Source organism: Paraburkholderia sp. SARCC-3016 (assembly GCF_031119615.1).
Lineage (GTDB): Bacteria > Pseudomonadota > Gammaproteobacteria > Burkholderiales > Burkholderiaceae > Paraburkholderia.
This window is the reverse complement of the sequence record NZ_JAVHZD010000001.1, coordinates 262,874-286,256: the sequence shown is the minus strand read 5'-3', so window position 1 is coordinate 286,256 and position 23,383 is coordinate 262,874. Positions and strand designations below refer to the sequence as shown.

Annotated in this window: 19 protein-coding genes; 15 read left to right on the top strand and 4 right to left on the bottom strand. The window is 63.7% G+C overall.

Going from position 1 to position 23,383, the window contains the following annotated elements; translation table 11 throughout:
* Nucleotides 1-41 precede the first annotated feature (41 nt).
* The 3 genes from coaBC to dut all read left to right on the top strand — a co-directional run bounded on the left by coaBC (nucleotide 42) and on the right by dut (nucleotide 2,843).
* Nucleotides 42-1,256: a bifunctional phosphopantothenoylcysteine decarboxylase/phosphopantothenate--cysteine ligase CoaBC gene (gene coaBC, locus QYH69_RS01245; RefSeq protein WP_308830333.1), complete on the top strand. Its 1,215-nt coding sequence runs from the start codon at nucleotides 42-44 to the stop codon at nucleotides 1,254-1,256.
* A 71-nt stretch (nucleotides 1,257-1,327) separates the two neighbouring features.
* Entirely contained in the window at nucleotides 1,328-2,329 is a 1,002-nt protein-coding gene (locus QYH69_RS01240; protein WP_308830105.1) for an LLM class flavin-dependent oxidoreductase, read from the top strand.
* A gap of 67 nt (nucleotides 2,330-2,396) precedes the next feature.
* Nucleotides 2,397-2,843 (top strand): dUTP diphosphatase, encoded by a 447-nt coding sequence (gene dut / locus QYH69_RS01235; RefSeq protein ID WP_308830104.1) that lies wholly within the window; start codon nucleotides 2,397-2,399, stop codon nucleotides 2,841-2,843.
* Nucleotides 2,844-2,963: 120 nt separating this feature from the next.
* On the opposite strand, the gene clpA is transcribed toward dut, so the two are convergent.
* Nucleotides 2,964-5,264 carry an ATP-dependent Clp protease ATP-binding subunit ClpA gene (clpA, locus tag QYH69_RS01230; protein ID WP_075155948.1) on the bottom strand — a complete coding sequence of 767 codons (2,301 nt, stop codon included), beginning with the start codon at nucleotides 5,262-5,264 and terminating at the stop codon, nucleotides 2,964-2,966.
* Nucleotides 5,261-5,575, bottom strand: a complete 315-nt coding sequence (gene clpS, locus QYH69_RS01225; RefSeq protein WP_075155947.1) for an ATP-dependent Clp protease adapter ClpS — start codon at nucleotides 5,573-5,575, stop codon at nucleotides 5,261-5,263. The genes clpA and clpS overlap by 4 nt, the downstream gene beginning before the upstream one ends.
* A gap of 585 nt (nucleotides 5,576-6,160) precedes the next feature.
* Here clpS and cspD point away from each other — a divergent pair.
* Nucleotides 6,161-6,367: a cold shock domain-containing protein CspD gene (gene cspD, locus QYH69_RS01220; RefSeq protein ID WP_017776809.1), complete on the top strand. Its 207-nt coding sequence runs from the start codon at nucleotides 6,161-6,163 to the stop codon at nucleotides 6,365-6,367.
* 183 nt (nucleotides 6,368-6,550) lie between these two features.
* On the opposite strand, the gene QYH69_RS01215 is transcribed toward cspD, so the two are convergent.
* Together QYH69_RS01215 and icd are read right to left on the bottom strand one after the other, a co-directional pair.
* Nucleotides 6,551-8,236, bottom strand: a complete 1,686-nt coding sequence (locus QYH69_RS01215; protein ID WP_308830103.1) for a multicopper oxidase family protein — start codon at nucleotides 8,234-8,236, stop codon at nucleotides 6,551-6,553.
* Between the two features lie 326 nt (nucleotides 8,237-8,562).
* Nucleotides 8,563-9,819, bottom strand: coding sequence for an NADP-dependent isocitrate dehydrogenase (gene icd, locus QYH69_RS01210; RefSeq protein ID WP_308830102.1), 1,257 nt, complete (start codon nucleotides 9,817-9,819; stop codon nucleotides 8,563-8,565).
* 453 nt (nucleotides 9,820-10,272) lie between these two features.
* Here icd and QYH69_RS01205 point away from each other — a divergent pair, with 453 nt between their 5' ends.
* The 11 genes from QYH69_RS01205 (at nucleotide 10,273) to QYH69_RS01155 (ending at nucleotide 23,383) form a co-directional block, all read left to right on the top strand.
* On the top strand, nucleotides 10,273-10,842 hold the full coding sequence (locus tag QYH69_RS01205) for a pseudouridine synthase (protein ID WP_308830101.1): 570 nt from the start codon (nucleotides 10,273-10,275) through the stop codon (nucleotides 10,840-10,842).
* 328 nt (nucleotides 10,843-11,170) lie between these two features.
* The gene (locus QYH69_RS01200) at nucleotides 11,171-11,359 is read left to right on the top strand and encodes a hypothetical protein (protein ID WP_308830100.1); all 189 of its coding nucleotides are present in this window, start codon (nucleotides 11,171-11,173) and stop codon (nucleotides 11,357-11,359) included.
* Between the two features lie 147 nt (nucleotides 11,360-11,506).
* The gene (locus tag QYH69_RS01195) at nucleotides 11,507-12,034 is read left to right on the top strand and encodes a DUF192 domain-containing protein (protein ID WP_308830099.1); all 528 of its coding nucleotides are present in this window, start codon (nucleotides 11,507-11,509) and stop codon (nucleotides 12,032-12,034) included.
* A gap of 408 nt (nucleotides 12,035-12,442) precedes the next feature.
* On the top strand, nucleotides 12,443-14,548 hold the full coding sequence (gene fusA, locus QYH69_RS01190; RefSeq protein WP_308830098.1) for an elongation factor G: 2,106 nt from the start codon (nucleotides 12,443-12,445) through the stop codon (nucleotides 14,546-14,548).
* A 164-nt stretch (nucleotides 14,549-14,712) separates the two neighbouring features.
* Entirely contained in the window at nucleotides 14,713-15,246 is a 534-nt protein-coding gene (locus tag QYH69_RS01185) for a cupin domain-containing protein (RefSeq protein WP_308830097.1), read from the top strand.
* A gap of 31 nt (nucleotides 15,247-15,277) precedes the next feature.
* On the top strand, nucleotides 15,278-16,366 hold the full coding sequence (locus tag QYH69_RS01180; RefSeq protein ID WP_308830096.1) for a HoxN/HupN/NixA family nickel/cobalt transporter: 1,089 nt from the start codon (nucleotides 15,278-15,280) through the stop codon (nucleotides 16,364-16,366).
* A gap of 366 nt (nucleotides 16,367-16,732) precedes the next feature.
* Nucleotides 16,733-18,406, top strand: a complete 1,674-nt coding sequence (locus tag QYH69_RS01175) for an ABC transporter substrate-binding protein (RefSeq protein ID WP_308830095.1) — start codon at nucleotides 16,733-16,735, stop codon at nucleotides 18,404-18,406.
* Nucleotides 18,407-18,415: 9 nt separating this feature from the next.
* Nucleotides 18,416-19,432 carry an ABC transporter permease gene (locus QYH69_RS01170; RefSeq protein WP_308830094.1) on the top strand — a complete coding sequence of 339 codons (1,017 nt, stop codon included), beginning with the start codon at nucleotides 18,416-18,418 and terminating at the stop codon, nucleotides 19,430-19,432.
* Between the two features lie 10 nt (nucleotides 19,433-19,442).
* Nucleotides 19,443-20,372, top strand: coding sequence for an ABC transporter permease (locus QYH69_RS01165; RefSeq protein WP_308830093.1), 930 nt, complete (start codon nucleotides 19,443-19,445; stop codon nucleotides 20,370-20,372).
* Nucleotides 20,369-22,507 (top strand): ABC transporter ATP-binding protein, encoded by a 2,139-nt coding sequence (locus tag QYH69_RS01160; RefSeq protein ID WP_308830092.1) that lies wholly within the window; start codon nucleotides 20,369-20,371, stop codon nucleotides 22,505-22,507. The genes QYH69_RS01165 and QYH69_RS01160 overlap by 4 nt, the downstream gene beginning before the upstream one ends.
* Nucleotides 22,508-22,888: 381 nt before the next feature.
* A complete protein-coding gene (locus tag QYH69_RS01155; RefSeq protein ID WP_308830091.1) occupies nucleotides 22,889-23,383 on the top strand; it encodes a hypothetical protein in 495 nt (164 codons plus the stop codon).

The window sequence follows — 23,383 nt, the reverse complement described above, 5'->3', positions numbered from 1 at the left end:
AACGCGATGATGCGCGCGACGCAGCCGCTGCGCCCGAAGCCATGATCGTCGGCGAGCTCGCCGGCAAGCATCTGGTGCTCGGCATGACGGGCGGCATCGCGTGCTACAAGATCGCCGAACTCACGCGCCTGCTCGTGAAAGCAGGCGCCACGGTGCAGATCGCGATGACCGAGGCGGCGACGCAATTCATCACGCCGGTCACGATGCAGGCGCTGTCCGGGCGCCCCGTCTACACGAGCCAGTGGGATGCGCGTATCGCGAACAACATGCCGCATATCGATCTGTCGCGTGAAGCGGACGCGATCGTCATCGCGCCGGCCTCCACCGACTTTCTCGCGAAGCTCGCGCACGGCATGGCCGACGATCTGCTGTCCACGCTGTGCATCGCGCGCGACTGTCCGCTGCTCGTGGTGCCCGCCATGAACCGTCAGATGTGGATGAACCCGGCGACGCAGCGCAATGTCGCGCTGCTGCGCGGCGACGGCGTGCAGGTGCTGGGGCCCGACTCCGGCGCGCAGGCGTGCGGTGAAATCGGCGACGGCCGGATGCTCGAGCCCGAAGCCACCTACGAAGCGATCGTTTCGTTTTTCCAGCCGAAGGTGCTCGCCGGCCGCCGCGTGCTGCTGACCGCGGGTCCGACCTTCGAGCCGCTCGACCCGGTGCGCGGCATCACGAACCGCTCGAGCGGCAAGATGGGTTTCGCGCTCGCCCGTGCTGCGCAGCAGGCCGGCGCGGACGTGCATCTGGTCGCGGGCCCGGTCGCGCTCGATACGCCGTGGGGCGTCTACCGCGAAGACGTGCAAACCGCTCAGCAGATGTATGAAGCGGTGATGCGCGCGGTACCCGACTACGACATCTTTATCGGCGTCGCCGCGGTGGCGGACTGGCGCGCCGAACATGTGAGCGAGCAGAAGATCAAGAAAACCGCGGATCGCGCGGTGCCTGCGTTCACGTTCGTCGAAAACCCGGACATTCTGTCCGCGGTCGCGCATCTCACGCATCCGCCGTATTGCGTCGGCTTTGCCGCCGAGAGCGGCGACCTCGACGTGCATGGCGAAGAAAAACGCGTGCGCAAGAACGTGCCGCTGCTGATCGGCAACCTCGGTCCGCTGACGTTCGGCCGCGACGATAACGAAGTCGCACTGTTCGAGGCAGGCGGCATCACGCGGCTGCCGCGCGCCGGCAAACAGGCGCTCGCGCGCGCGCTGATCGCCGAAATCGCGCAGCGTCTGCCGGACGCGAGCCTGATCGGCTAAACGGCCGCCGTGAACTTCGCGCTCGCCTTCGCGTGCCTCCCGCACTCTAGCTATCCAGGAGCGCTGCTGTCATGACGCTACTCTCCGTGCTCGACCAGACGCCCGTGATCGACGGGCACTCGGTGGCCGATGCGATTGCCGCAACGGTCGAACTCGCGCAACTGGCCGACGATCTCGGCTACACACGGTACTGGTGTGCCGAGCATCACGGCTTGCGCGGCGTGTCGAATCCGTGCCCTGAAGTGATGCTCGCGCACCTCGGCAGCGTGACGAAACGGATTCGCATCGGCTCGGGCGGCGTGATGCTGCCGTACTACAGTCCGTTCAAGATCGCCGAGCAGTTCCTGATGCTCGAGGCGCTGTTTCCGAATCGCATCGATCTCGGTGTCGGCCGCGCGCCGGGCGGCGACATGCGCACCGCGCAGGCGGTCGCGGCAGGCGCGTACAATCGCGGCGATATTTTCCCGCAGCAGGTGGCCGATCTGATCGGCTTGATGAACGGCACGCTGCCTTCGGATCACGTCGCGTACGGCGTGCTGCTGCAGCCTCAAATCGACGCGCGTCCGCAGTTGTGGATGCTCGGTTCCAGCGACTTCGGCGGCATGCTCGCGGCGCAGCTCGGTATCCGCTTTTCGTTTGCGCATTTCATCAATGCGCATTTCGGACATGCGGTCGCGCAGGCGTATCGCGAACGCTTTCAGGCGGGTCACGAGGCAAAGCCATATCTCGCCGCCGCCGTATTTGTGATCTGCGCCGATACCGAGCGCGAGGCCGCGGACCTCGAAAAAGCCGTCGATCTGCGCCGCGTGCAAATGGCGTATGGACTCAACGCGCCGATTCCGTCGATTGCGCAAGGCGTCGCGCAAGAATACGGCGCGCGTGAGCAGTTGATCATCGATCGCGAGAAGCCGCGCAGCATTATCGGCACGCCGGAGTCGGTGACCGAGCGCATGCGAGCACTGCAGGAACAGTTCGAGGCCGATGAACTGATCGTGCTGACCGTCGCCGGCAGTTACGAAGCGCGGCTGCGTTCTTATCAACTGCTTGCCGAGGCGTTCGAGCTCGGTCGCTGAGCGGACCCGGATACTGCGCCGCGGTTTTCCCCACTTCATTCCAAACCCGAACATAAATTCGACCTGCATGAAACTCGACCTGAAGATTCTCGACGCGCGCATGCGCGACTATCTGCCCGCCTACGCCACGCCGGGCAGCGCGGGCCTCGACCTGCGCGCCTGCCTCGATGAACCGCTGACGCTCGCGCCCGGCGGCACGGCACTCGTGCCGACCGGCCTCGCCGTGCATGTCGGCGACCCCGGCTATGCGGCGCTGATTCTGCCGCGTTCGGGGATGGGTCACAAACACGGCATCGTGCTCGGCAATCTCGTCGGCCTGATCGACTCGGATTACCAGGGCCAGCTAATGATTTCGACGTGGAACCGCGGGCAAACGACATTCACGCTGAACCCCATGGAGCGGCTCGCGCAGCTCGTGATCGTGCCCGTCGTGCAGGCACAGTTCAATATCGTCGACGAGTTCGCCGCGAGCGAGCGCGGTGAGGGCGGGTTCGGGAGTACCGGCAAGCACTGACTTGCGACGCGGACGCGGTAACGACACTTCGGTTGCGTTGGCCCCGACGTGCGGGAGGCAAAATAAAAACGGCGCGGGTTGAAGAACCCACGCCGTTTTTTCCGAAGAAGACGGACGACTTCAGTCCACTTCCACCGCTTCCGGATTCGGATTCCGCGGCGGCAGCGACTGTTCGTCGAACGTCAGCTGGACCTTGTCTTCCTGATCGACATCGACCGTCACACGGCCGCCGTTCATCAGCTTGCCGAACAGCAGTTCGTCGGCCAGTGCGCGGCGGATCGTATCCTGGATCAGGCGCTGCATCGGACGCGCGCCCATCAGCGGATCGAAACCGTGCTTCGCGAGATGCTTGCGCAGGTTGTCGGTGAAGAGCGCGTCGACCTTCTTCTCATGCAACTGGTCTTCGAGCTGCATCAGGAACTTGTCGACCACGCGCATGATGATTTCTTCATCGAGCGAGCGGAAGCTGATCGTCGCATCGAGACGATTGCGGAACTCCGGCGTGAACATGCGCTTGATGTCGGCCATTTCGTCGCCGGTTTCGCGGCGATTCGTAAAGCCCATCGACGACTTCTGCATCGCCTCCGCGCCCGCGTTGGTGGTCATGATGATGATCACGTTGCGGAAGTCCGCCTTGCGCCCGTTGTTATCGGTCAGCGTGCCGTGGTCCATCACCTGCAGCAGCACGTTGAAGATGTCCGGATGCGCCTTCTCGATTTCGTCGAGCAGCAGCACGCAATGCGGCTTCTTCGTCACGGCTTCGGTCAGCAGACCGCCCTGGTCGAAACCGACATATCCGGGCGGCGCGCCGATCAGACGGCTGACCGCGTGACGCTCCATGTACTCGGACATATCGAAACGGATCAGCTCGATACCGAGCGTGAACGCCAGTTGCCGCGCCACTTCGGTCTTGCCGACGCCGGTCGGGCCCGAGAACAGGAATGCGCCAATCGGCTTGTCGGTCTTGCCGAGACCCGCGCGCGCCATCTTGATCGAAGCAGACAACGCGTCGATAGCCGGATCCTGGCCGAACACGACCGCTTTCAGGTCGCGATCGAGCGTTTGCAGCTTGCTGCGATCGTCCTGCGACACGCTTTGCGCCGGGACGCGCGCGATCTTCGAGATGATTTCCTCGATCTCGCCCTTGCCGATCGTGCGCTTCTGCTTCGATTTCGGCAGAATCCGTTGCGCCGCGCCCGCTTCGTCGATCACATCGATCGCCTTGTCCGGCAGATGACGGTCCGTGATGAAGCGCGCCGACAGTTCGGCCGCGGCCGACAGCGCACCCGACGAGTACTTCACGCCGTGGTGCTCTTCGAAGCGCGACTTGAGGCCACGCAGAATCGCAACCGTCTGCTCGACCGTCGGTTCCGTGACGTCGATCTTCTGGAAACGGCGCGACAACGCTGCGTCTTTCTCGAAGATGCCGCGGAATTCGGTGAACGTCGTCGCGCCGATGCACTTGAGCGTGCCCGACGACAACGCCGGCTTCAGCAGATTCGACGCATCGAGCGTGCCGCCCGATGCGGCACCCGCGCCGATCAGCGTATGAATTTCGTCGATGAACAGAATCGCGTGCGGACGCTCTTTCAGTTCCTTCAGCACGGTCTTGAGACGCTGCTCGAAGTCGCCGCGATATTTCGTGCCGGCCAGCAGCGCGCCCATATCGAGCGAATACACCTGCGCATCGGCCAGGATATCGGGCACCTCGCCGCGCATGATGCGCCACGCAAGGCCTTCGGCGATCGCGGTCTTGCCGACGCCGGCCTCGCCGACCAGCAGCGGGTTGTTCTTGCGCCGGCGGCACAGCACCTGCACCACGCGCTCGACTTCCGCTTCGCGTCCGATCAGCGGATCGATGCGGCCGTCCTTCGCCATCTGGTTCAGGTTCTGCGTGAACTGCGCGAGCGGCGTTTCCTTCTGCGCGGCTGCTTCGTCCGATTCGGTGTTCGAATCGCTCGCCTTCGCCGCATCGGTGCTGTTCGTCTTCGCGATGCCATGCGAGATGAAGTTCACCACGTCGAGGCGCGTGACGCCCTGCTGCTGCAGGTAGTACACCGCGTGCGAATCCTTCTCGCCGAAGATCGCGACGAGCACGTTCGCGCCCGTCACTTCCTTCTTGCCGTTCGACGTGGACTGCACGTGCATGATCGCGCGCTGGATCACACGCTGGAAACCCAGCGTGGGCTGCGTATCGACGTCATCCGTGCCTGGCACGGTAGGCGTGTTGTCATGAATGAAGTTGCGCAGGTTCTGCCGCAGGTCTTCGATGTTGGCCGCGCAGGCGCGCAGCACTTCGGCAGCTGTCGGGTTGTCCAACAGCGCCAGCAAAAGATGTTCGACCGTGATGAACTCATGCCGCGCCTGACGTGCTTCCATAAACGCCATGTGCAGGCTGACTTCCAGTTCCTGGGCAATCATGCTTCCTCCATCACACACTGCAGCGGATGCCCGGCCTGCCGTGCGTGGGTAACGACTTGCTCGACTTTGGTCGACGCGATGTCCCGCGTGTAGACCCCACAAACTCCCCTGCCTTCGCGATGCACCTTCAGCATTATCTGCGTAGCGGTCTCACGATCTTTATTGAAATATTCCTGCACGATCATCACGACGAATTCCATCGGCGTGAAGTCGTCATTCAACAGCACTACCTTGTACATGGCCGGCGGTTTCAGCTTTTGTTCCTGCCGCTCCAGTACCGTGTTGTCCTGCTTGTCCGGGATAATCGCCATACACCCATTCTAAACAACTCGGACAGGCCCGCAATCCTGTCAAAACCCAACCGGCCGACCAGCCGGCCACGGCCGGTAACACATCGGCCGGGACCCGCGGGCGTTGGCCCGTCGCGCTTGCGCAATGCGCGGGGCCGATCGCGGAACCAGCCCTCCGGTATGTCCTCATTCGTTCCAGTTCGCGGCGCAAAGGCCGCTGTCCGAAACGAGTATCGCACAACCTGCGCCAGCAGACGTTAAGCTCGCCGCGGATGCAGAAGCGTCCGACGGCACGCGCCCCGAAAAGCCCGGCTACACGCGGCATGTGAGTCGATTATGCGACTTTTCAAGATGGACCGCTTGGGCGACCGCACATAAGAAAAGAAGGAAAAACCCTGGAAATTGGTTCTTTACAACGGCGCACATAGCGTCTCAAAATTTCCTTGACACTCGAATAAAGAGACTCAACAATCAAGCTGGCACTTTTTTCAATGCGCGGTCTATACGAAAAAATGCCGTTGGTGAGCTTGTGAGGAGGGGCGGCTGCATTTCGCGGTCGTTGGGCTTTTCGAGGGCTCGTGTGATTGAGATACAGGGGAAGTTGGTATGGCAACCGGTACGGTCAAATGGTTCAATGACGCGAAAGGTTTCGGATTCATTACGCCCGACGAAGGCGGTGAGGATCTGTTTGCACACTTTTCGGCTATCCAGATGAACGGGTTCAAAACCCTCAAGGAAGGCCAGAAGGTGAGTTTCGAGGTCGTGCAAGGCCCCAAAGGCAAACAGGCATCGAACATCCAGGCTGCTGCCTGAATTTGTTCGATTCCCGTACCCTTTAAAGAACCCGGCTTCATGCCGGGTTCCTCGTTTACAAAGCGTGACGGCTTTTGAAGCACGGCACGTTTGAAAGCCCAGTTATTGAGACCCGGCCTCACGCCGGGTTTTTTCTTTTTCGCTTTTAAGAATCATAATCGGCGCGCCATTGAACGCGGCGGTCTAGACGACTTTCAGCGTCGCCATCATTCCGAGATCTTCGTGTTCGAGAATATGGCAGTGAAACATCCGCTCGCCCGGCATTTTCTGCACAGTGGCAATGCGCACTGTTTCACCCGGCTGAACATTGACCGTGTCGCGCCATGCGAGGTACGGCTCCGGCGTCCGTTTGCCGTTTCGCTCCCGCTCGACAACCTGAAACTGCGTGCCGTGCAGGTGGAACGGATGGTCCATGTCGGTACGATTTTCAATCGACCAATGCTCGACCTCGCCGCTGCGGCTCGTGAGCGCAATGCGAGACGCATCAAAGGTTTCGCCGTTGATCAGAAATTTCATCCCGGCCGGCATCTCGTGCATCGTCGCGCCCGGCCGATGCATCGCGGTCATATCCATCTCTTCGGAGAAGACGACGGATTTTCGCGGCGCCGAGGCGCCCGCCGGAGGCGCCAGCGCTTCGATCGTACGAAGCGGCGATGGAAGCGGATGCAGCGTCGGCTCGGCGCCTGCGCCTGTGCCCGCGCCGCCGGCCGGTGAAAAACGCACGTCGGCGAGCACACGGGCCGGATCGGGCGGCAAACTGCCGTGCTCGCCGCCCGAGCCCATCGCCATTTTGCGGCGGTCGTAGACGGCGGCCGTCAGCGCGGTCTGCGATGGCCATTGGCCCGCGCGCACCACCAGCTCGGCGCGCTCACCGGGCGCCAGCAGCAGTTCGGTCAGGCCGTCGCGCGCGTCGCCGAGCAGGCCGCCGTCGGTGCCGACCTGCACGAACGGGTAATTGACGCCGAGCGACAGCCTCAGATACCTCGCATTGCACGCGTTCCAGACGCGCCATCGCTCGTCGCGCGCAACCACGAGGCGCGGGCGCCGCGCGCCGTTGACCAGCACGAACTGACCCTCACGGCCATTCATCCAGTCCATCATGTCGTTCGGCGCGATCGAGCCGTCGGCGGCGAGTTTGAGGTCGGTCAGGAACAGATGGCGTTCAGGCAACGCGGCAAGAGGGTCGTCGGCCGCGCGCACGACGATCGGCCCGGCAAGGCCGCGGTACACCTGCCCCGCCGACAACATATGCGGATGCGGGTGATACCAGTACGTGCCGGCGCTGCCGCGCGGCAACGTGAAGCGGTAGACGCGCGATTCGCCCGGCGCGACGGGGTCGAACGGATTGCCGTCCTGATCGGGCGGCACCGGCAGGCCGTGCCAGTGCACGGTCGACGGCTGCGGCAGGCGGTTCACGAAGCGTATTTCGACGGTATCTTCTTCGTGCACGTCGATCAGCGGACCCGCGACCGGACCTTGCGCCGCGTCGCCGTACAGCCAGAATGGCGTCGCCTTGCCCGGCATCAGTTGCCGGCGCACCGGCTGCGCGACGAGCGTTGCGCGAAACATGCCCGGATCGCTGCTTTCGTTGGCGAGGCGGCGCAACGTCGCGAGCGGCGCGCCGGACGGCAATGCGTTCGGCGATGCGAGCGCGACACCTGCGTCGTTCGCGCTGCCCGCATGCGACGCCATGCCGCGCATGGCGGCCGTATCATGCGTGCCGTGCATGTCGCCCATGCCTTCCATGCCCGGCATGTCCTGCATATCGTGCCCGGCGTGCTGCGCGAGCGCGCTGCGCACGCCGAAAGACCCTGCGGCAGATGCGACGGCGGCGCGCAGCGCACGAGCCAGAAATTCCCTGCGAATCATCGGTTGTTCCCTGTTCATACCGCAACGTTGCATCGCGAGCATGGCAAGTGACAGCACAATGACGATGCGCACCAACGTATTCGTTTCCCGCAGATCGGGCGATCAGGCGTTCATTCGCGGCGAGCGCCCAGCATAACGCAGCTCCTGCGTTCGCGCGCCGAAGCGGAACGCATGGTGCGAACTCGATGCGCGCGCAACGAAAGCGAAAAGCGCGATTTCGAACAGTGCTCGAAAAAAGAACCCCGGCAATCGCGACGCGATCCGCCGGGGTTCAATCGCTCGATTCGGGCCGCGCGAAACAGCAGCAATCGGGACCCGAACCGCGATTACATATTCTCGATCATGACCTGACCGAAGCCCGAGCACGACACTTGAGTCGCGCCTTCCATCAGACGCGCGAAGTCGTACGTCACGCGCTTCTGCAGGATCGACTTCTCCATCGACGAAATGATCACGTCGGCCGCTTCGGTCCAGCCAAGATGACGCAGCATCATTTCCGCCGAGAGGATTTCCGATCCCGGGTTCACGTAGTCCTTGCCCGCGTACTTCGGCGCGGTGCCGTGCGTCGCTTCGAACATCGCGACGGAATCCGACATGTTCGCGCCGGGCGCGATGCCGATGCCGCCCACTTGCGCGGCGAGCGCGTCGGAAACGTAGTCGCCGTTCAGGTTCAGCGTCGCGATCACGTCGTACTCGGCAGGTCGCAGCAGGATCTGCTGCAGGAACGCGTCGGCGATCACATCCTTGATGACGATTTCGTTGCCCGACTTCGGATTCTTGAATTTCATCCACGGGCCGCCGTCCACGAGTTCCGCGCCGAATTCCTTCTGCGCCAGCGCATAGCCGTAGTCACGGAACGCGCCCTCGGTGAACTTCATGATGTTGCCTTTGTGCACGAGCGTGACCGAACGGCGGTCGTTGTCGATCGCGTACTGGATCGCCTTGCGCACGAGGCGCTCGGTGCCTTCTTTCGACACCGGCTTCACGCCGATCGCCGACGTGTCCGGGAAACGGATTTTCTTCACGCCCATTTCGTCGCGCAGGAACTTGATGACCTTCTTCGCCTGCTCCGATTCCGCGGCCCATTCGATGCCCGCGTAGATGTCTTCCGAGTTCTCGCGGAAGATCACCATGTTGGTTTTTTCCGGCTCGCGCACCGGCGACGGCACGCCTTTGAAGTACTGCACCGGGCGCAGGCATACGTACAGGTCCAGTTCCTGGCGCAGCGCGACGTTCAGCGAGCGGATGCCGCCGCCGACCGGCGTCGTCAGCGGGCCCTTGATCGACACCACGTATTCCTTGACCGCGGCCAGCGTTTCTTCCGGCAGCCACACATCGGGACCGTACACGCGGGTCGCCTTCTCGCCGGCAAAAACTTCCATCCAGTGGATCTTTTTCTTGCCGCCATACGCCTTCTCGACCGCCGCATCGACGACCTTGATCATCACCGGCGTGATATCGACACCCGTACCGTCGCCTTCGATGTACGGAATGATCGGCTGGTCGGAAACCTTGAGCGAGAAATCCGCGTTGACGGCGATCTTGTCACCGCCCGTCGGAACCTTGATGTGCTGATACGCCATGATCGGACTCCAGTGATGGATGGCTGTGCTGTGAAAGCAGATTGGGGACCCGCAAAAACCGGCACTCCCGGGCATTCCCGGGCATTCCTCTTACCGCGCATGCCTGACGTCCGTGAGCCGCCAGGCCGTTATTCTAGCCCACCGTCGTACGCGAACGCTGCCGCGGCCCGGTCCGCGAAGGCCGGGCAGAAGCCGGAGAAAGGCCAGCACGGCCAGACCGGACCCTCGCGGGAAAGCAGAAAGACATCGGCATGCCTGCTCAGAAGCGTGATGTCATAGGTCTTATATAAGACATAAGACTGAGCGCTCCGTATTATGCATTAATATCGCGCCATTTACCATGTTTGCGGCTTGCGTCCGCGCGTTCATCTCCTGCGTCCTATTCTCGCGCCTTTACGGCGCGAACGCCGCCATTTGACGTTACTACTCCATTCATCAGCACAGATTCCGCGCATGACGCTGCTCGCTCTGAACAAGCCCTACGGCACGATCTGTCAGTTCTCGCCGCACGAAACGCGCGCGTCGCTGGCGGACTGGGTGCGCGTGCCCGGCGTCTATCCGGCGGGCCGGCTCGATTCCGACAGCGAAGGTCTGCTGCTCCTCACCGACGATGGCGCGCTGCAGACGCGCATCGCCGAGCCGCGTCACAAACTTGTCAAACGCTACTGGGCGCAAGTCGAGGGCACGCCGCGCACCGCGGACCTGAAGACGCTCGCGCGCGGCATCGATCTCGGCGACTATGTGACGCGCCCGTGTCGCGCGGAGTTTGTCGAACCGCCCGCCGCGTTGTGGCCGCGCAATCCGCCGATCCGCTACCGCGCGGCCATTCCGACGACGTGGATCGAACTGTCGATCACCGAAGGCAAGAACCGCCAGGTGCGTCGAATGACGGCCGCGGTCGGCTTCCCGACCTTGCGTCTCGTGCGCGTCGGCATCGGCGCGCTCGACATCTTCGCGCTCGGCCTCGAACCGGGCGAGTCGACCGAACTGTCCGCACGCGCGCCGTGGGACGGGCTCGCCTAGGCAGCGTCGTCCGACTCGCGGCGCACCGTCGTGTGCCGCAAAAATTCGCGAGCTTTCGTCCGCCGTTTCGTCAACCGCGTCGCGGCATCACGCGTTACACGACCCAGATGCCGCGAGCTGTCCGGCATTCAGCCTCGCAAGCCGTTCGCACCACCCGGCACATCGCTGCCGTGTGTCGCGCGCGACTCGCAGCTCGCAACCGGCTCATGAGAATTTCCGCGGAAATTTGACGAACCGGCTGTCAACCGAAAGGTGGATGGCACGTTGAACGACATGACTCGACCCACGGGTCATCTGGTTAATTAACTAAAGCTGAGGATTTCACACAATGAACAAGCTCATCGCCGCTCTGGTCGCTGGCCTCTTCGCATCTGCTGCTTTCGCACAAGCTTCGGCTCCGGCCGCTGACGCAATGGCTCCGGCTTCGTCGGCACACAAGGCAACGAAGAAGCACACGAAGCACGCTTCGAAGAAGAAGGCAGCACCGGCAGCTGCAGCTTCGGCCGCTTCGGAATAAGTTCGAAGAAATAACGCAGTCAAGAACAAGCCATACCTGCCGTTCTTACGGCGTTGAAAGGCAGATCGCCGCAAGGCCGTCTGCCTTTTTCTTTTTCTGTGCGCTCGCGTAACATTCGCGGTTCATCTCTGGAGAAGGAGCACCGTCGTGCGATTCAACCCGCGCTCGCTATGGGCGAATTTTGCGGCGCGCCTCGCGCTTGCCGTTGCGTTGTCGGTCGTCGCGTTGTCGTTTGCCGCCTTGCCGGCGCGCGACGCGTTTGCGCAAATTCCGCCCGGCGCGAAGCAGCCCGGCGACTTCCCGCGCGTGAAACTGACGGCCGGCATGTTCGTGATCGACGCTGCCGTCGCCGCGAACGATCCGGATCGCGAGCAAGGCCTCATGTATCGTACGGAGCTCAGGCCGAACGAGGGCATGCTGTTCGTGTTCAACGAGACCGCGGTGCACTGCTTCTGGATGAAAAACACGCTGATTCCGCTGTCGATCGCGTTTATCCGCGCGGACGGCACGATCACCGACATCGACGAGATGCAGGCCGAAACCGAGAACAACCATTGCCCGCGCAACAATGGCGTCTACGCGCTCGAGATGAGCAAGGGCTGGTTCGAGTCGAAGGGCATCAAGCCCGGCATGAAGATTCAGGGCCTGCCCCAGCCGCAGCAGGCGGCACAGTAGGCAGCCACCGTAGGCAGCCACAGCAGCCAGCCACAGCAGTCAGCTGCAATGCGCGGCTGCAATCAGCAGCCGACGCTCGCGCGTCGCGCCGGCTCGCAGGCTCGAGTAACCACCTGAATTCCCGCTGCGCGCGAAGCGGGCACGGCATAAAGCCGGTTTTGTACACCGGGTGTGCAAACCGGCTTTTTTGCGCCTGCAGGCTTCCGCTTGCTGCCGCACCGTACTTCCCGCAATTGCGGCGCAACCGACTCCGCGCGCCCCACCCGCTTGCCCCGGCGCGGAAGATTCAAGCAAAAGGGGACCCGACACGCTATCCTTATATTCTCTGCCAGACGCGCCGCAGCCGACCGGACGGGTAGGTCATCCACCGGCGGAAAAGGGGCGGCGCGCTATTTCATGGAGGTTCACGTGCCCCGCAAGACTCCTATCGAGCGCTATCGGAATATCGGGATCAGCGCTCACATCGATGCCGGCAAAACTACCACCACCGAGCGCATCCTTTTTTACACCGGCGTGACTCACAAGATCGGCGAGGTTCACGACGGCGCGGCGACGATGGACTGGATGGAGCAGGAACAGGAGCGCGGCATCACGATCACGTCGGCTGCCACAACGGCCTTCTGGAAGGGCATGGCCGGCAATTATCCGGAGCACCGGATCAACATTATCGACACCCCTGGTCACGTCGACTTCACGATCGAAGTCGAGCGCTCGATGCGCGTGCTCGACGGCGCGTGCATGGTGTACGACTCGGTCGGCGGCGTACAGCCGCAGTCGGAAACCGTCTGGCGCCAGGCAAACAAGTACAAGGTGCCGCGCATTGCGTTCGTCAACAAGATGGACCGCGTCGGCGCCGATTTCTTCCGCGTGCAGAAGCAGATCGGCGAGCGCCTGAAGGGCGTCGCGGTGCCGATCCAGATTCCGGTCGGCGCCGAAGAGCATTTCGAAGGCGTGGTCGACCTCGTCAAGATGAAGGCGATTGTCTGGGACGACGAAAGCCAGGGCATCAAGTTCGAGTACCGGGACATTCCGGCGAATCTCGTCGAGCTCGCGAACGAGTGGCGCGAGAAGATGGTCGAGGCCGCGGCCGAGGCCGACGAAGCGCTGCTCGAAAAGTACCTCGAAGACCACGAGAGCCTGACCGAAGAGGAAATCAAGGGCGCGCTCAGAAAGCGCACGATCGCCAATGAGATCGTGCCGATGCTGTGCGGCAGCGCGTTCAAGAACAAGGGCGTGCAGGCCATGCTCGACGCGGTGATCGACTATCTGCCGTCGCCGGTCGACGTGCCCGCCATTCTGGGCCACGACGAAAACGACAACGAAGCGGAACGCCATCCGAGCGACGACGAGCCGTTCTCCGCGCTCGCGTTCAAGATCATGACGGACCCGTTCGTCGGCCAGCTGATCTTCTTCCGCGTGTATTCGGGCGTCGTCGAGTCGGGCGATACCGTCTACAACGCGGTCAAGGAAAAGAAGGAGCGCCTCGGCCGTATCCTTCAGATGCACGCGAACGAGCGCAAGGAAATCAAGGAAGTGCGCGCGGGCGATATCGCGGCCGCCGTCGGTCTCAAGGAAGCGACCACCGGCGATACGCTTTGCGATCCGAACAAAGTGATCATCCTCGAGCGGATGATTTTCCCGGAGCCCGTTATCTCACAGGCTGTCGAGCCGAAGACGAAGGCCGACCAGGAAAAGATGGGCATTGCGCTGAACCGCCTCGCGCAGGAAGACCCGTCGTTCCGCGTCAACACCGACGAGGAATCGGGCCAGACGATCATCTCCGGCATGGGCGAGCTGCACCTCGAAATTCTCGTCGACCGGATGAAGCGCGAGTTCGGCGTCGAGGCGACGGTCGGCAAGCCCCAGGTCGCGTATCGCGAGACCGTGCGCACGAAGGTCGAAGACGTCGAAGGCAAGTTCGTCAAGCAGTCGGGCGGCCGCGGCCAGTACGGCCACGCGGTGATCACGCTCGAGCCGAATCCGACGAAGGGCTATGAATTCGTCGACGCGATCAAGGGCGGCGTGATTCCGCGCGAATTCATCCCCGCTGTCGACAAGGGCATCCAGGAAACCCTGAAAGCGGGCGTGCTCGCGGGTTATCCGGTCGTCGATACGAAGGTCACGCTGACGTTCGGTTCGTATCACGACGTCGACTCCAACGAAAACGCGTTCCGCATGGCCGGCTCGATGGCGTTCAAGGACGCGATGCGCAAGGCGAAGCCGGTGCTGCTCGAACCGATGATGGCCGTCGAAGTGGAAACGCCCGAAGAGTTCATGGGCAACGTGATGGGCGACCTGTCCGGGCGGCGCGGCATCGTGCAGGGCATGGAAGACATCGCGGGCGGCGGCGGCAAGCTCGTGCGCGCCGAAGTGCCGCTTGCCGAGATGTTCGGCTATTCGACGTCGCTGCGCTCGCTCACGCAGGGCCGCGCGACGTATACGATGGAATTCAAGCACTACGCCGAAACGCCGAACAACGTGTCCGAAGCGATCATCAACTCGAAGCATAAGTAACCGGCATTCGCCGCTGTAGCGAAAGCTCGTTGCGAAGGCCCGTTCTTGACGAACGGGCTTTTTTTCGCCTGCGCACGCGCCGCCATGTCAGCGAGCGTGCGTGTCAATTTTGGTCATGTCAGAATGGACCGCGCGGCCCAAGGCGTCGCGCAAGGAGACAACCGATGAGCCACGACCACGACCACGATCACCACGGCGACGGCAATGATGCCGCGCACGAAAAGCACGATCAGTCGATCGACTGGCGCGAGCACGGCGTCAAGGTGATCCGCGGCGACCAGCTCGACACGAATACGGCGCAAACGCCGGGCATGAACCGCGCGGCCGCGATCAACGCGGCGCGCGTAGGCGCGCAGAAAATCTGGGCCGGCACGGTGACGATCCATCCAAATGCGAAGACGGGCGCGCATCATCACGGCGCGCTCGAAAGCGTGATCTACGTCGTGCGCGGCCACGCGCGGATGCGCTGGGGCGAGCACCTCGAATTCACCGCCGAAGCAGGCCCGGGCGACTTCATCTTCGTGCCGCCGTATGTGCCGCATCAGGAGATCAATGCGAGCACCGACGACCCACTCGAATGCGTGCTCGTGCGCAGCGACAACGAGGCAGTCGTCGTAAACCTCAATATCGACGCCGTCGAGCAGCCGGAGACGGTCTACTGGGTCGATCCGATCCACAAGCATCCGCACCAGCACTGAAACACCACCGCCCTTTTCCGCACGACGCCTCATGACGCCGACCGCCACGCGCCTTCGTCTTCCGACACGACAGATCGTCACGCTCTACGCGTTGCTGATTGCCGCGAACCTCGGCGCATGGGCGTGGGCGCTCGTCGCGTTGCGCCACTATCCGCTGCTGCTCGGCACCGCGCTGCTCGCGTATGGCTTCGGTTTGCGGCACGCCGTCGACGCGGACCATATCGCGGCGATCGACGCGGTCACGCGCAAGCTCATGCAGCAGGGCAAGCGGCCGCTCGGCGTCGGCCTCGCATTTTCGCTCGGCCATTCGACGATCGTGATCGCCGCGACGATCGGCATCGCCATCACGGCGTTGTCGCTGCATAGCCGCTTCGACGCGTTCAAGGCCGTCGGCGGTACGATCGGCACGATGGTATCGGCGGTATTTCTGCTCGTGCTCGCGGGCGTCAATCTGACGATCCTGCGCGATGTGTGGCGCCGTTATCGGCATGTGCAACGCAGCGGCGGCACCCATGGCGGACACGCCGATGGCGGCAACGCTGATGGCAGCAAAGCAGCGGCCGATGCGAGCCTCGAAGCCGCGGCCCATGCGGCCGCGCCGGCCGGATTGCTGTCGCGCGCGCTGAAGCCGCTCTTTCGCATCGTCACGAAAAGCTGGCATATGTATCCGGTCGGCGTGCTATTCGGCCTTGGCTTCGACACCGCGACCGAAATCGGCTTGCTCGCGATCGCCGCGGCCGAGGCCGGCAAAGGTCTGCCGCTCTATTCGATCCTCGTGTTCCCGGCGCTCTTCACCGCGGGCATGACGCTCGTCGATTCGACCGACAATGTGCTGATGGTCCACGCGTACGGCTGGGCGATGGACGACCCGAAGCGCAAGCTCTACTACAACGCAAGCATCACCTTCGTGTCGGCACTCGTCGCGATCGCGATCGGCGGCGTCGAAGCGCTCGGCCTCATCGCCGACAAACTCGGCTTGTCCGGCCGCGCCTGGGATGCAATCGGCGCGCTCAACGCACGATTCGGCACGCTCGGTTATGGCATCGTCGCGACCTTCATGGCGTGCTGGATCGGGTCGATCCTGTTTCACCGCTGGCGGCGCGCACCGTCGACACGGTAACTGCGATAACGGCGGTTAGCGCGATAAGCGTCGCAAGCGTAGCGCGCGCTGCAACAACGACGCATTCGCCATCGCAGCGCCGCAAGTCTTCCGTGCTTCACCGCGTGCTTACCGCGCGGCGAAGCACGCGGTAAGCACGCGCAAGCCCGCGCGATCGAACGCCCACCGTTGTCAGCGCGAGACAAGCCGCTCCGGTTTCTCGTGATCCGCAGGGCGGTTCGCGGCCGCAAACACGCCGCAGTGCAAGGCAATCGCTTACACTGAGTCGTCATCCATCGTCGCAGTACCGCTCGCACCGCCGCGCCGCCCTGGCTTTCTCGCGAGGCCGCGCGCGACGCTCAACAGAACGGACCGGACTATCCATCGATGAAAATCCCCGCGGACCACCCGTACCTGCCGTCGCTACGACGGGCTCTCGACACCGCCCGCAATGAAGCCGACCCGTACGGCAATCATGCAATCGACGAATTCCTCGCTGGCCGCCTGTCGCGCCGCGAACTGTTGCGCTACGCGAGCGTAATCGGACTTTCGCTGGCCGGCACGGGGCTTTTCGCCGCGCGCGAAGCGCGTGCGCAAGGCGCGTCGAACGCGACGATCCGCATCGCGCATCTAATGCCGGCCGGCGCCGTCGATCCGCTCACCGTGACGGACGCCGGCGGCCTCGCGCTGCTCAATCAAACCGGTGAATTCCTCGTCGACGACGACAGCGAAAAGCTTATGCTGCGACCCGCGCTCGCCCTGTCGTGGAAACCGGACGACAAGGGCAGCGTGTGGACCTTCAAGCTGCGTCAGAACGTAAAGTTCAGCAATGGCGAACCGTTCACCGCAAAGGACGTCGCCGCGACGTTCGACCGGCTGACCGACCCGGCAGCCGGCTCGGCCGCGCTGTCGGTATTTAAGGGCGTGCTGTCGAAGGGCGCGACCAGGGTCGTCGACGATCACACGGTCGAGTTTCATCTCGACGCGCCGACGGGCAACTTTCCGTACTACGTTTCGTCGGACAACTACAACGCGATCATTCTGCCGGCGAGCTATAAAGGCGATTACGAAAAAACCTTCGTCGGCACCGGCGCATTCAAGCTCGAAAAGTATCAGCCGAAGGTCGGCGCGTCTTTCGTGCGCAATCCCGACTACTGGGGCGAAAAAGCGCTGCCCGAACGCCTGCAGTTCACGTTCTACGCGGATCAGCAGGCGCAGATTCTCGCGCTGCAAGGCCGTCAGGCCGATGTGATGGGCACGTTCACCGTGCAGGGCGGCCGCGGGCTTCTGAACAACCCCGAATTCAAGGTGATCGGCGTGAAGTCGAGTGCGCACCGGCAGATTCACATGCGCAACGACAGCCCGCAGTTCAAGGACAAACGCGTGCGCCAGGCACTGGCACTCGCGATCGATCGCGATGTAATCGTGCGCGGGCTCTTTCAGGGCCGCGCGCAGGTCGGCAACGACAGCCCGTTTGCGCCGGTGTTTCCGTCGTCCGACGCAGGCGTGCCGCAACGCAGGATCGATGTCGCGAAGGCCAAACAGCTGCTCGCGCAAGCGGGCGTGCCGAACGGCTTCGACATTACGCTGACCACTGAAAAGTACATGGAACTGCCCGATCTCGCGGTCGTCGTGCAGAATTACGCGAAGGCGATCGGCGTGCGCATCAACCTGAAGGTGGAAAGCCAGTCGACGTATTACGGCGCGGGCGTGCCGGGCAAGTCCGACTGGCTCGACTCGCCGCTCGGCATCACCGATTACGGCGCGCGCGGCGTGCCGAACGTATTCCTGAAAGCGCCGTTGACGAGCACAGGTACGTGGAATGCTGCGCACTTCCGGAATTCGCAGTACGACCGGCTTGTGGCGAATTTCGACGCGGCGCTCGACATCACGTCGCAAAAGCGCATCTCCGCCCAGATCCAGACGCTGCTGCTCGATGAAACGCCGGTGATCATTCCGTTCTTCTACGATCAGTTGATAGCGGCACGCGCGAAGCTGAACGGCGTGCGTTTTACTGCGCTCGCGCAGTTGTATTTCGATCGCGCGGTGATCGCCGCGTAGCCGGCTCCGATGTCGACTTCCGCCTCTTCCGCTTCCGCCGCCCAGCGCGGCACTTCGGGCAACACGGCGCGCGTTGCGCGCTTTCTCGCGACGCGTCTCGCACTTGCGCTCGTCACGTTGTGGCTGCTTTCGGTACTCGTGTTCGCCGGCGGGCAGTTGCTGCCCGGCGACATCGGCCGCGCGATACTCGGCCCGCTCGCCGACGCACGCGCGGTCGCCGCGCTCAACCATCAGCTCGGCGCGGACCGCCCGCTGCTCACGCAGTACACGCAATGGATCATGCATCTGCTGCACGGCGATATGGGTATGTCGTATGCGTTTCGCGAACCGGTTGCGCCGTTTATCGGCAGCGCGCTCGCGAATTCCGCGAAGCTCGGCCTGCTCGCGTTTATCGTCGTCGTGCCGCTCGGTATCGCGGGCGGCGTATGGGCCGCCTTGCACGAAGGGCGCTGGATCGACCGCACGATCAGCGTCGCCGGGCTATCGGCGACCGTGGTGCCGGAATTCGTTTCGTCGATCGTGCTGATACTCGTGTTCGGCATCTGGCTGCGCTGGCTGCCGATCGAAGCAGCCGCGCCGCCGGGCGCGGGCGCGCTCGAACAGTTGCGGCATCTGATCCTGCCGGTGCTGCCGCTCGTCCTGATCTTTTTCGGCTACATCGCGCGAATGGCGCGCGCGGGCACCGTCGAAGCGCTCGATGCGGACTACACGCGCACGGCGATCCTGAAAGGCTTGCCGCCGCACATCGTGATTTTCCGGCACGTGCTGCGCAATGCGCTGCTGCCGACCATCACGGTCTCGGCGACGCAGCTCGGCTATATGATCGGCGGGCTCGTCGTCGTCGAGACGCTGTTTCACTACGAAGGCATTGGCTCGCTGATCTACAACGCCGCGAAAGCGAAGGACTTTCCGATGCTCGAGGCTGGCGTGCTGACGGTCGGCGTCGTCTATACGGTCGCCAATTTCATCGCGGATGCGCTGCACGTGACGTTGAATCCGCGTCTGCGCGTACGGAGCGCCGAATGAGGAGCACCTTATGACGAGCGCCGCACCGGGTACACCCGAAGCGCGCGAGGCGGGCGCCGCGGCAGGCGCGACGACCGCGACGACCTCCGCCGCGCCGCCGCCGCGCGCGCAGGATCCGCGCTACGAGCGGCTGCTGTTGCTGCTGCGCTCGCCGAGCTTTGTGATCGGTTTGCTCATCGTGCTGTGGTGGGTAGCCTGCGCGATCGCCGGCACATGGATCGCGCCGCACGACGCTTACGCATCCGATCCGCTCAATTCGCTGCTGCCGCCCGATCGCACGCACTGGTTCGGCACCGATCAGCTCGGCCGCGATGTCTGTTCACGCGTGATCGTCGGCGCGCGCGACATCCTGACGATCGCGCCGCTCGCGACGCTCGTCGGCACGGTCGCGGGCACCGCGCTCGGGCTGACCGTCGGCTATTTCGGCGGCTGGGTCGATCATGTGATCGGCCGCGCGATCGACGCCGTGCTCGCGTTGCCGCTCGTGATCGTCGCGCTGCTCGCGCTCGCCGCGGTCGGCGCGTCGAACCTCACGGTGATACTCGTGATCGGCATCACGTTCATGCCGATCACCGCACGTACCGTGCGCGCCGCGGTGCTCGCCGAACGCCATCTCGACTATGTCGCCGCGGCGCAGCTGCGCGGCGAGCACGCGGTCTACATCATGTTCGCCGAAATTCTGCCGAACGTGCTGCCGCCGATCATCGTCGAAGCGACCGTGCGTCTCGGCTATGCGATCTTCTCGGTCGCAACGCTGTCGTTTCTGGGCTTCGGCATCCAGCCGCCTTCCGCGGACTGGGGGCTCGCGCTCTCCGATTCGTACACGCTGATGGCCGGCGGCGCATGGTGGACCGTCGTGTTCGACGCCGCGGCAATCGCATCGCTGGTGGTCGGCGTGAATCTGATCGCCGACAGCGTCGAAGGAGTATTGGACCGATGAGCGCGTCGCCGGCCGCAGCATTTCCCGCGTTCGATGTGTCGAAGCGCGACCGTTCCGATGCGCTGACGATCGTCGGCCTCACAGTTGCTTACCGTGTGCGCGGCCGCGACCGGGAGGTGCTGCAGGACGTGTCGTTTCGCGTGCGGCGCGGCGAAGCCTATGGTCTCGTCGGCGAATCGGGCTGCGGCAAATCGACGGTTGCGATGGCCGTGCTGCGCTATCTCGCGCGCAATGGCCGGGTCAAGGCGGGCCGCATCGCGATCGACGGCGACGATGTCGAATCGTTCGACACGGCCGCGCTGCGTGCCATGCGCGCGAATGCGATCTCGATGGTCTATCAAGACCCGTCGCGCGCGCTGAACCCTTCGCTGACGATCGCGCGCCAGGTCGCCGAAGCGTTCGAGGTATCGGGCGCGACCTACGACGAGGCGATGCAACGCACGCTCGAGATGCTGCGGCGCGTGCGCATCGCGGCGCCCGAACGCGTGATGGATAGTTATCCGCACGAATTGTCGGGCGGCATGCAGCAGCGCGTCGTGATCGCGATGGCGCTTGCGTCGAACCCCGCACTGCTGATTCTCGACGAACCGACGACCGGGCTCGACGCGACCGTCGAAGCGGAAGTGCTCGATCTGATCGCGCAACTGCGCAAGGAATATGGCACCGCGGTGCTGTTTATCAGCCACAACCTCGCGGTGATCGGCAAGATGTGCGAGCGCGTCGGCGTGCTGTACGCCGGCAAGCTCGTCGAGGAAGGCGCGACACGCGACGTGTTCAGCCGGCCGCGTCATCCTTATACGGTAGGCCTGTTGCGCTGCCTGCCGAGCCCGGGCCGCAGCAAGGATAGGGATCGGCTCGATACGATCGCGGGCAGCTTGCCGATGCCCGGTTCGATCGCACAGGGCTGCATTTACGCAGACCGTTGCCGGCTCGCCGACGATCGTTGCCGCCGCGACGCGCCGCCGCCGTACAGGATGAGCGCACAGCATGGCGACCAGATGTCGCGCTGTCACTATCATGAGCGCGCGACCGAGTTGCCGCGGGCGAATGCGCCGCAGCAAACCGGGCAGGCTGCGCAGTCCGCCGATTCCGGTCAAGCGCAAACGCACACTCATGCGCCACCCGTCGCTGCAAAGCCCAACGGCGCTGAGCGCGTGCTGCGCGCCGGTCACATCTCGAAGACCTTCCATGCATCCGGCGTCGCATTGCGCGCGGTCGATTCGGTATCGCTCGAACTCGCGGCTGGCGAAACATTGGGCCTCGTCGGCGAATCGGGCAGCGGCAAGACGACACTCGCCAAAATGCTGCTCGGTCTTATCGAGCCCGACGCGGGCGGCGTGCTCGAACTCGACGGCGAACCCTTGGCCTCGCGCGTGACACGCCGCAATGACGAGCAGGTGAAGTCGCTGCAAATTGTGTTTCAGAACCCGGATTCGGCGCTCAATCGCGCGCATTCGGTGAAGCGTCTGATCGGCCGCGCGCTGTCGCGGCTGACTTCGCTGCATGCGCTCGCGCGCGAAGAGCGGTTGACGACGCTCGTGGAAGCCGTGCGCTTGCCGGACCGCTATCTGGGCGCACGCCCGCGGCAACTGTCCGGCGGCCTCAAGCAGCGCGTGGCGATCGCGCGCGCATTCGCGGGCGATCCGCGGGTCGTCGTCTGCGACGAACCGACTTCCGCACTCGATGTTTCGGTACAGGCCGCAATCCTGAACCTGCTCGCGGATTTGCAGCGCGAGCATCAGGTGAGCTACATATTCATTTCGCACGATCTGCACGTGGTCCGGTATCTGTCGGACCGCATCGCCGTGCTATACGTCGGACGGCTGCTCGAAATCGGACCCGCCGCCGCTGTGTTCGAGGGACCGCATCATCCGTACACGGAGGCACTGCTATCGTCGGTACCGACACTCGATGCGCATGCAATGAATTCGGGCCGCGAGCGCATTCGTCTCGAGGGCGAGCCACCGAGTCCCGCAGAACCGCCGTCAGGATGCGTGTTTCATACTCGCTGCCCGCGTAAGATCGGCGCGATCTGCGAACAGCAGGACCCGCCGTTTTCCGATGCCGGCGACGGCCATCGCATCCGCTGCCACATCCCCGTCGACGAGCTTCGCTTACTTCGACGTCGCCGATGAAGCATCGCGCGTGCTGATTTCGCGCGCTCGTTTCAGCGCAGAAACGCCACGCGCGGCGATCCTATGGCCACCGGTCAATTTTCCCTAGATGCGACACCTTCGACGGCCGCCGATGACGCCGCCGCGGTGCTCACGCCAGTCGTGCCGCGCGACGATTCGCGTGATCCGCCAGCAAGCGCGCAGCCTGGCGGCGACCATCGCCTGCCAGCGGCGGCGGTGAGGTTTCGCTCCCCCCGGTCGAACGTCACCGCCCCGACCGTGACGGCCCCAGTCGACACATCAGTCGACACGACTGCGCGCCGAATGCCGTCCACGCGCAGCAACGGAACCAAAGCGCGCCGGGCGTCTCAGACTTGAGTCGCCGTTCGATGAGCGCTTGCCATGCAACAAACTTCACGTCGCGCTGCCGCGCGCGTTGCCGCCGGCCTGCTTTGCGCCGCGCTGTGCGTGTCTCTCGTGCCGCTTGCGCAAGCCGATGCAAACGCCTTCGGCGTACCGGCTCGATCGGTCGTGCAAGCAAGGCTGCAGTCCGCTCAGTCGCATCCGATGCCAACGACCGATCCGACCTTCTCCGCCTACACGCTCGAGCGGCTATGCGCGCGCAAAAACGACGCCGTCGCGCAGGGCCAATGCCTCGGCGCCGTTCGCGGCATCATTCATGGCTATCAATATGGCGTGCAGTTTCTCGCGCAACGCGCGCAACTGTCCGCAGGTGAAGCACAACGCGCGTCGCTGTGCCTGCACGACGTGAAGCTTTCGTCGATCATCGACGACTATCTTGCCGATGCGAATCAGGTCGATGCCGCTGCGCTGAAGGACACGCCCGCCGAAGTCGCCCTGCTCGGCTCCGTGCACATGCATCATCCGTGCAACTGA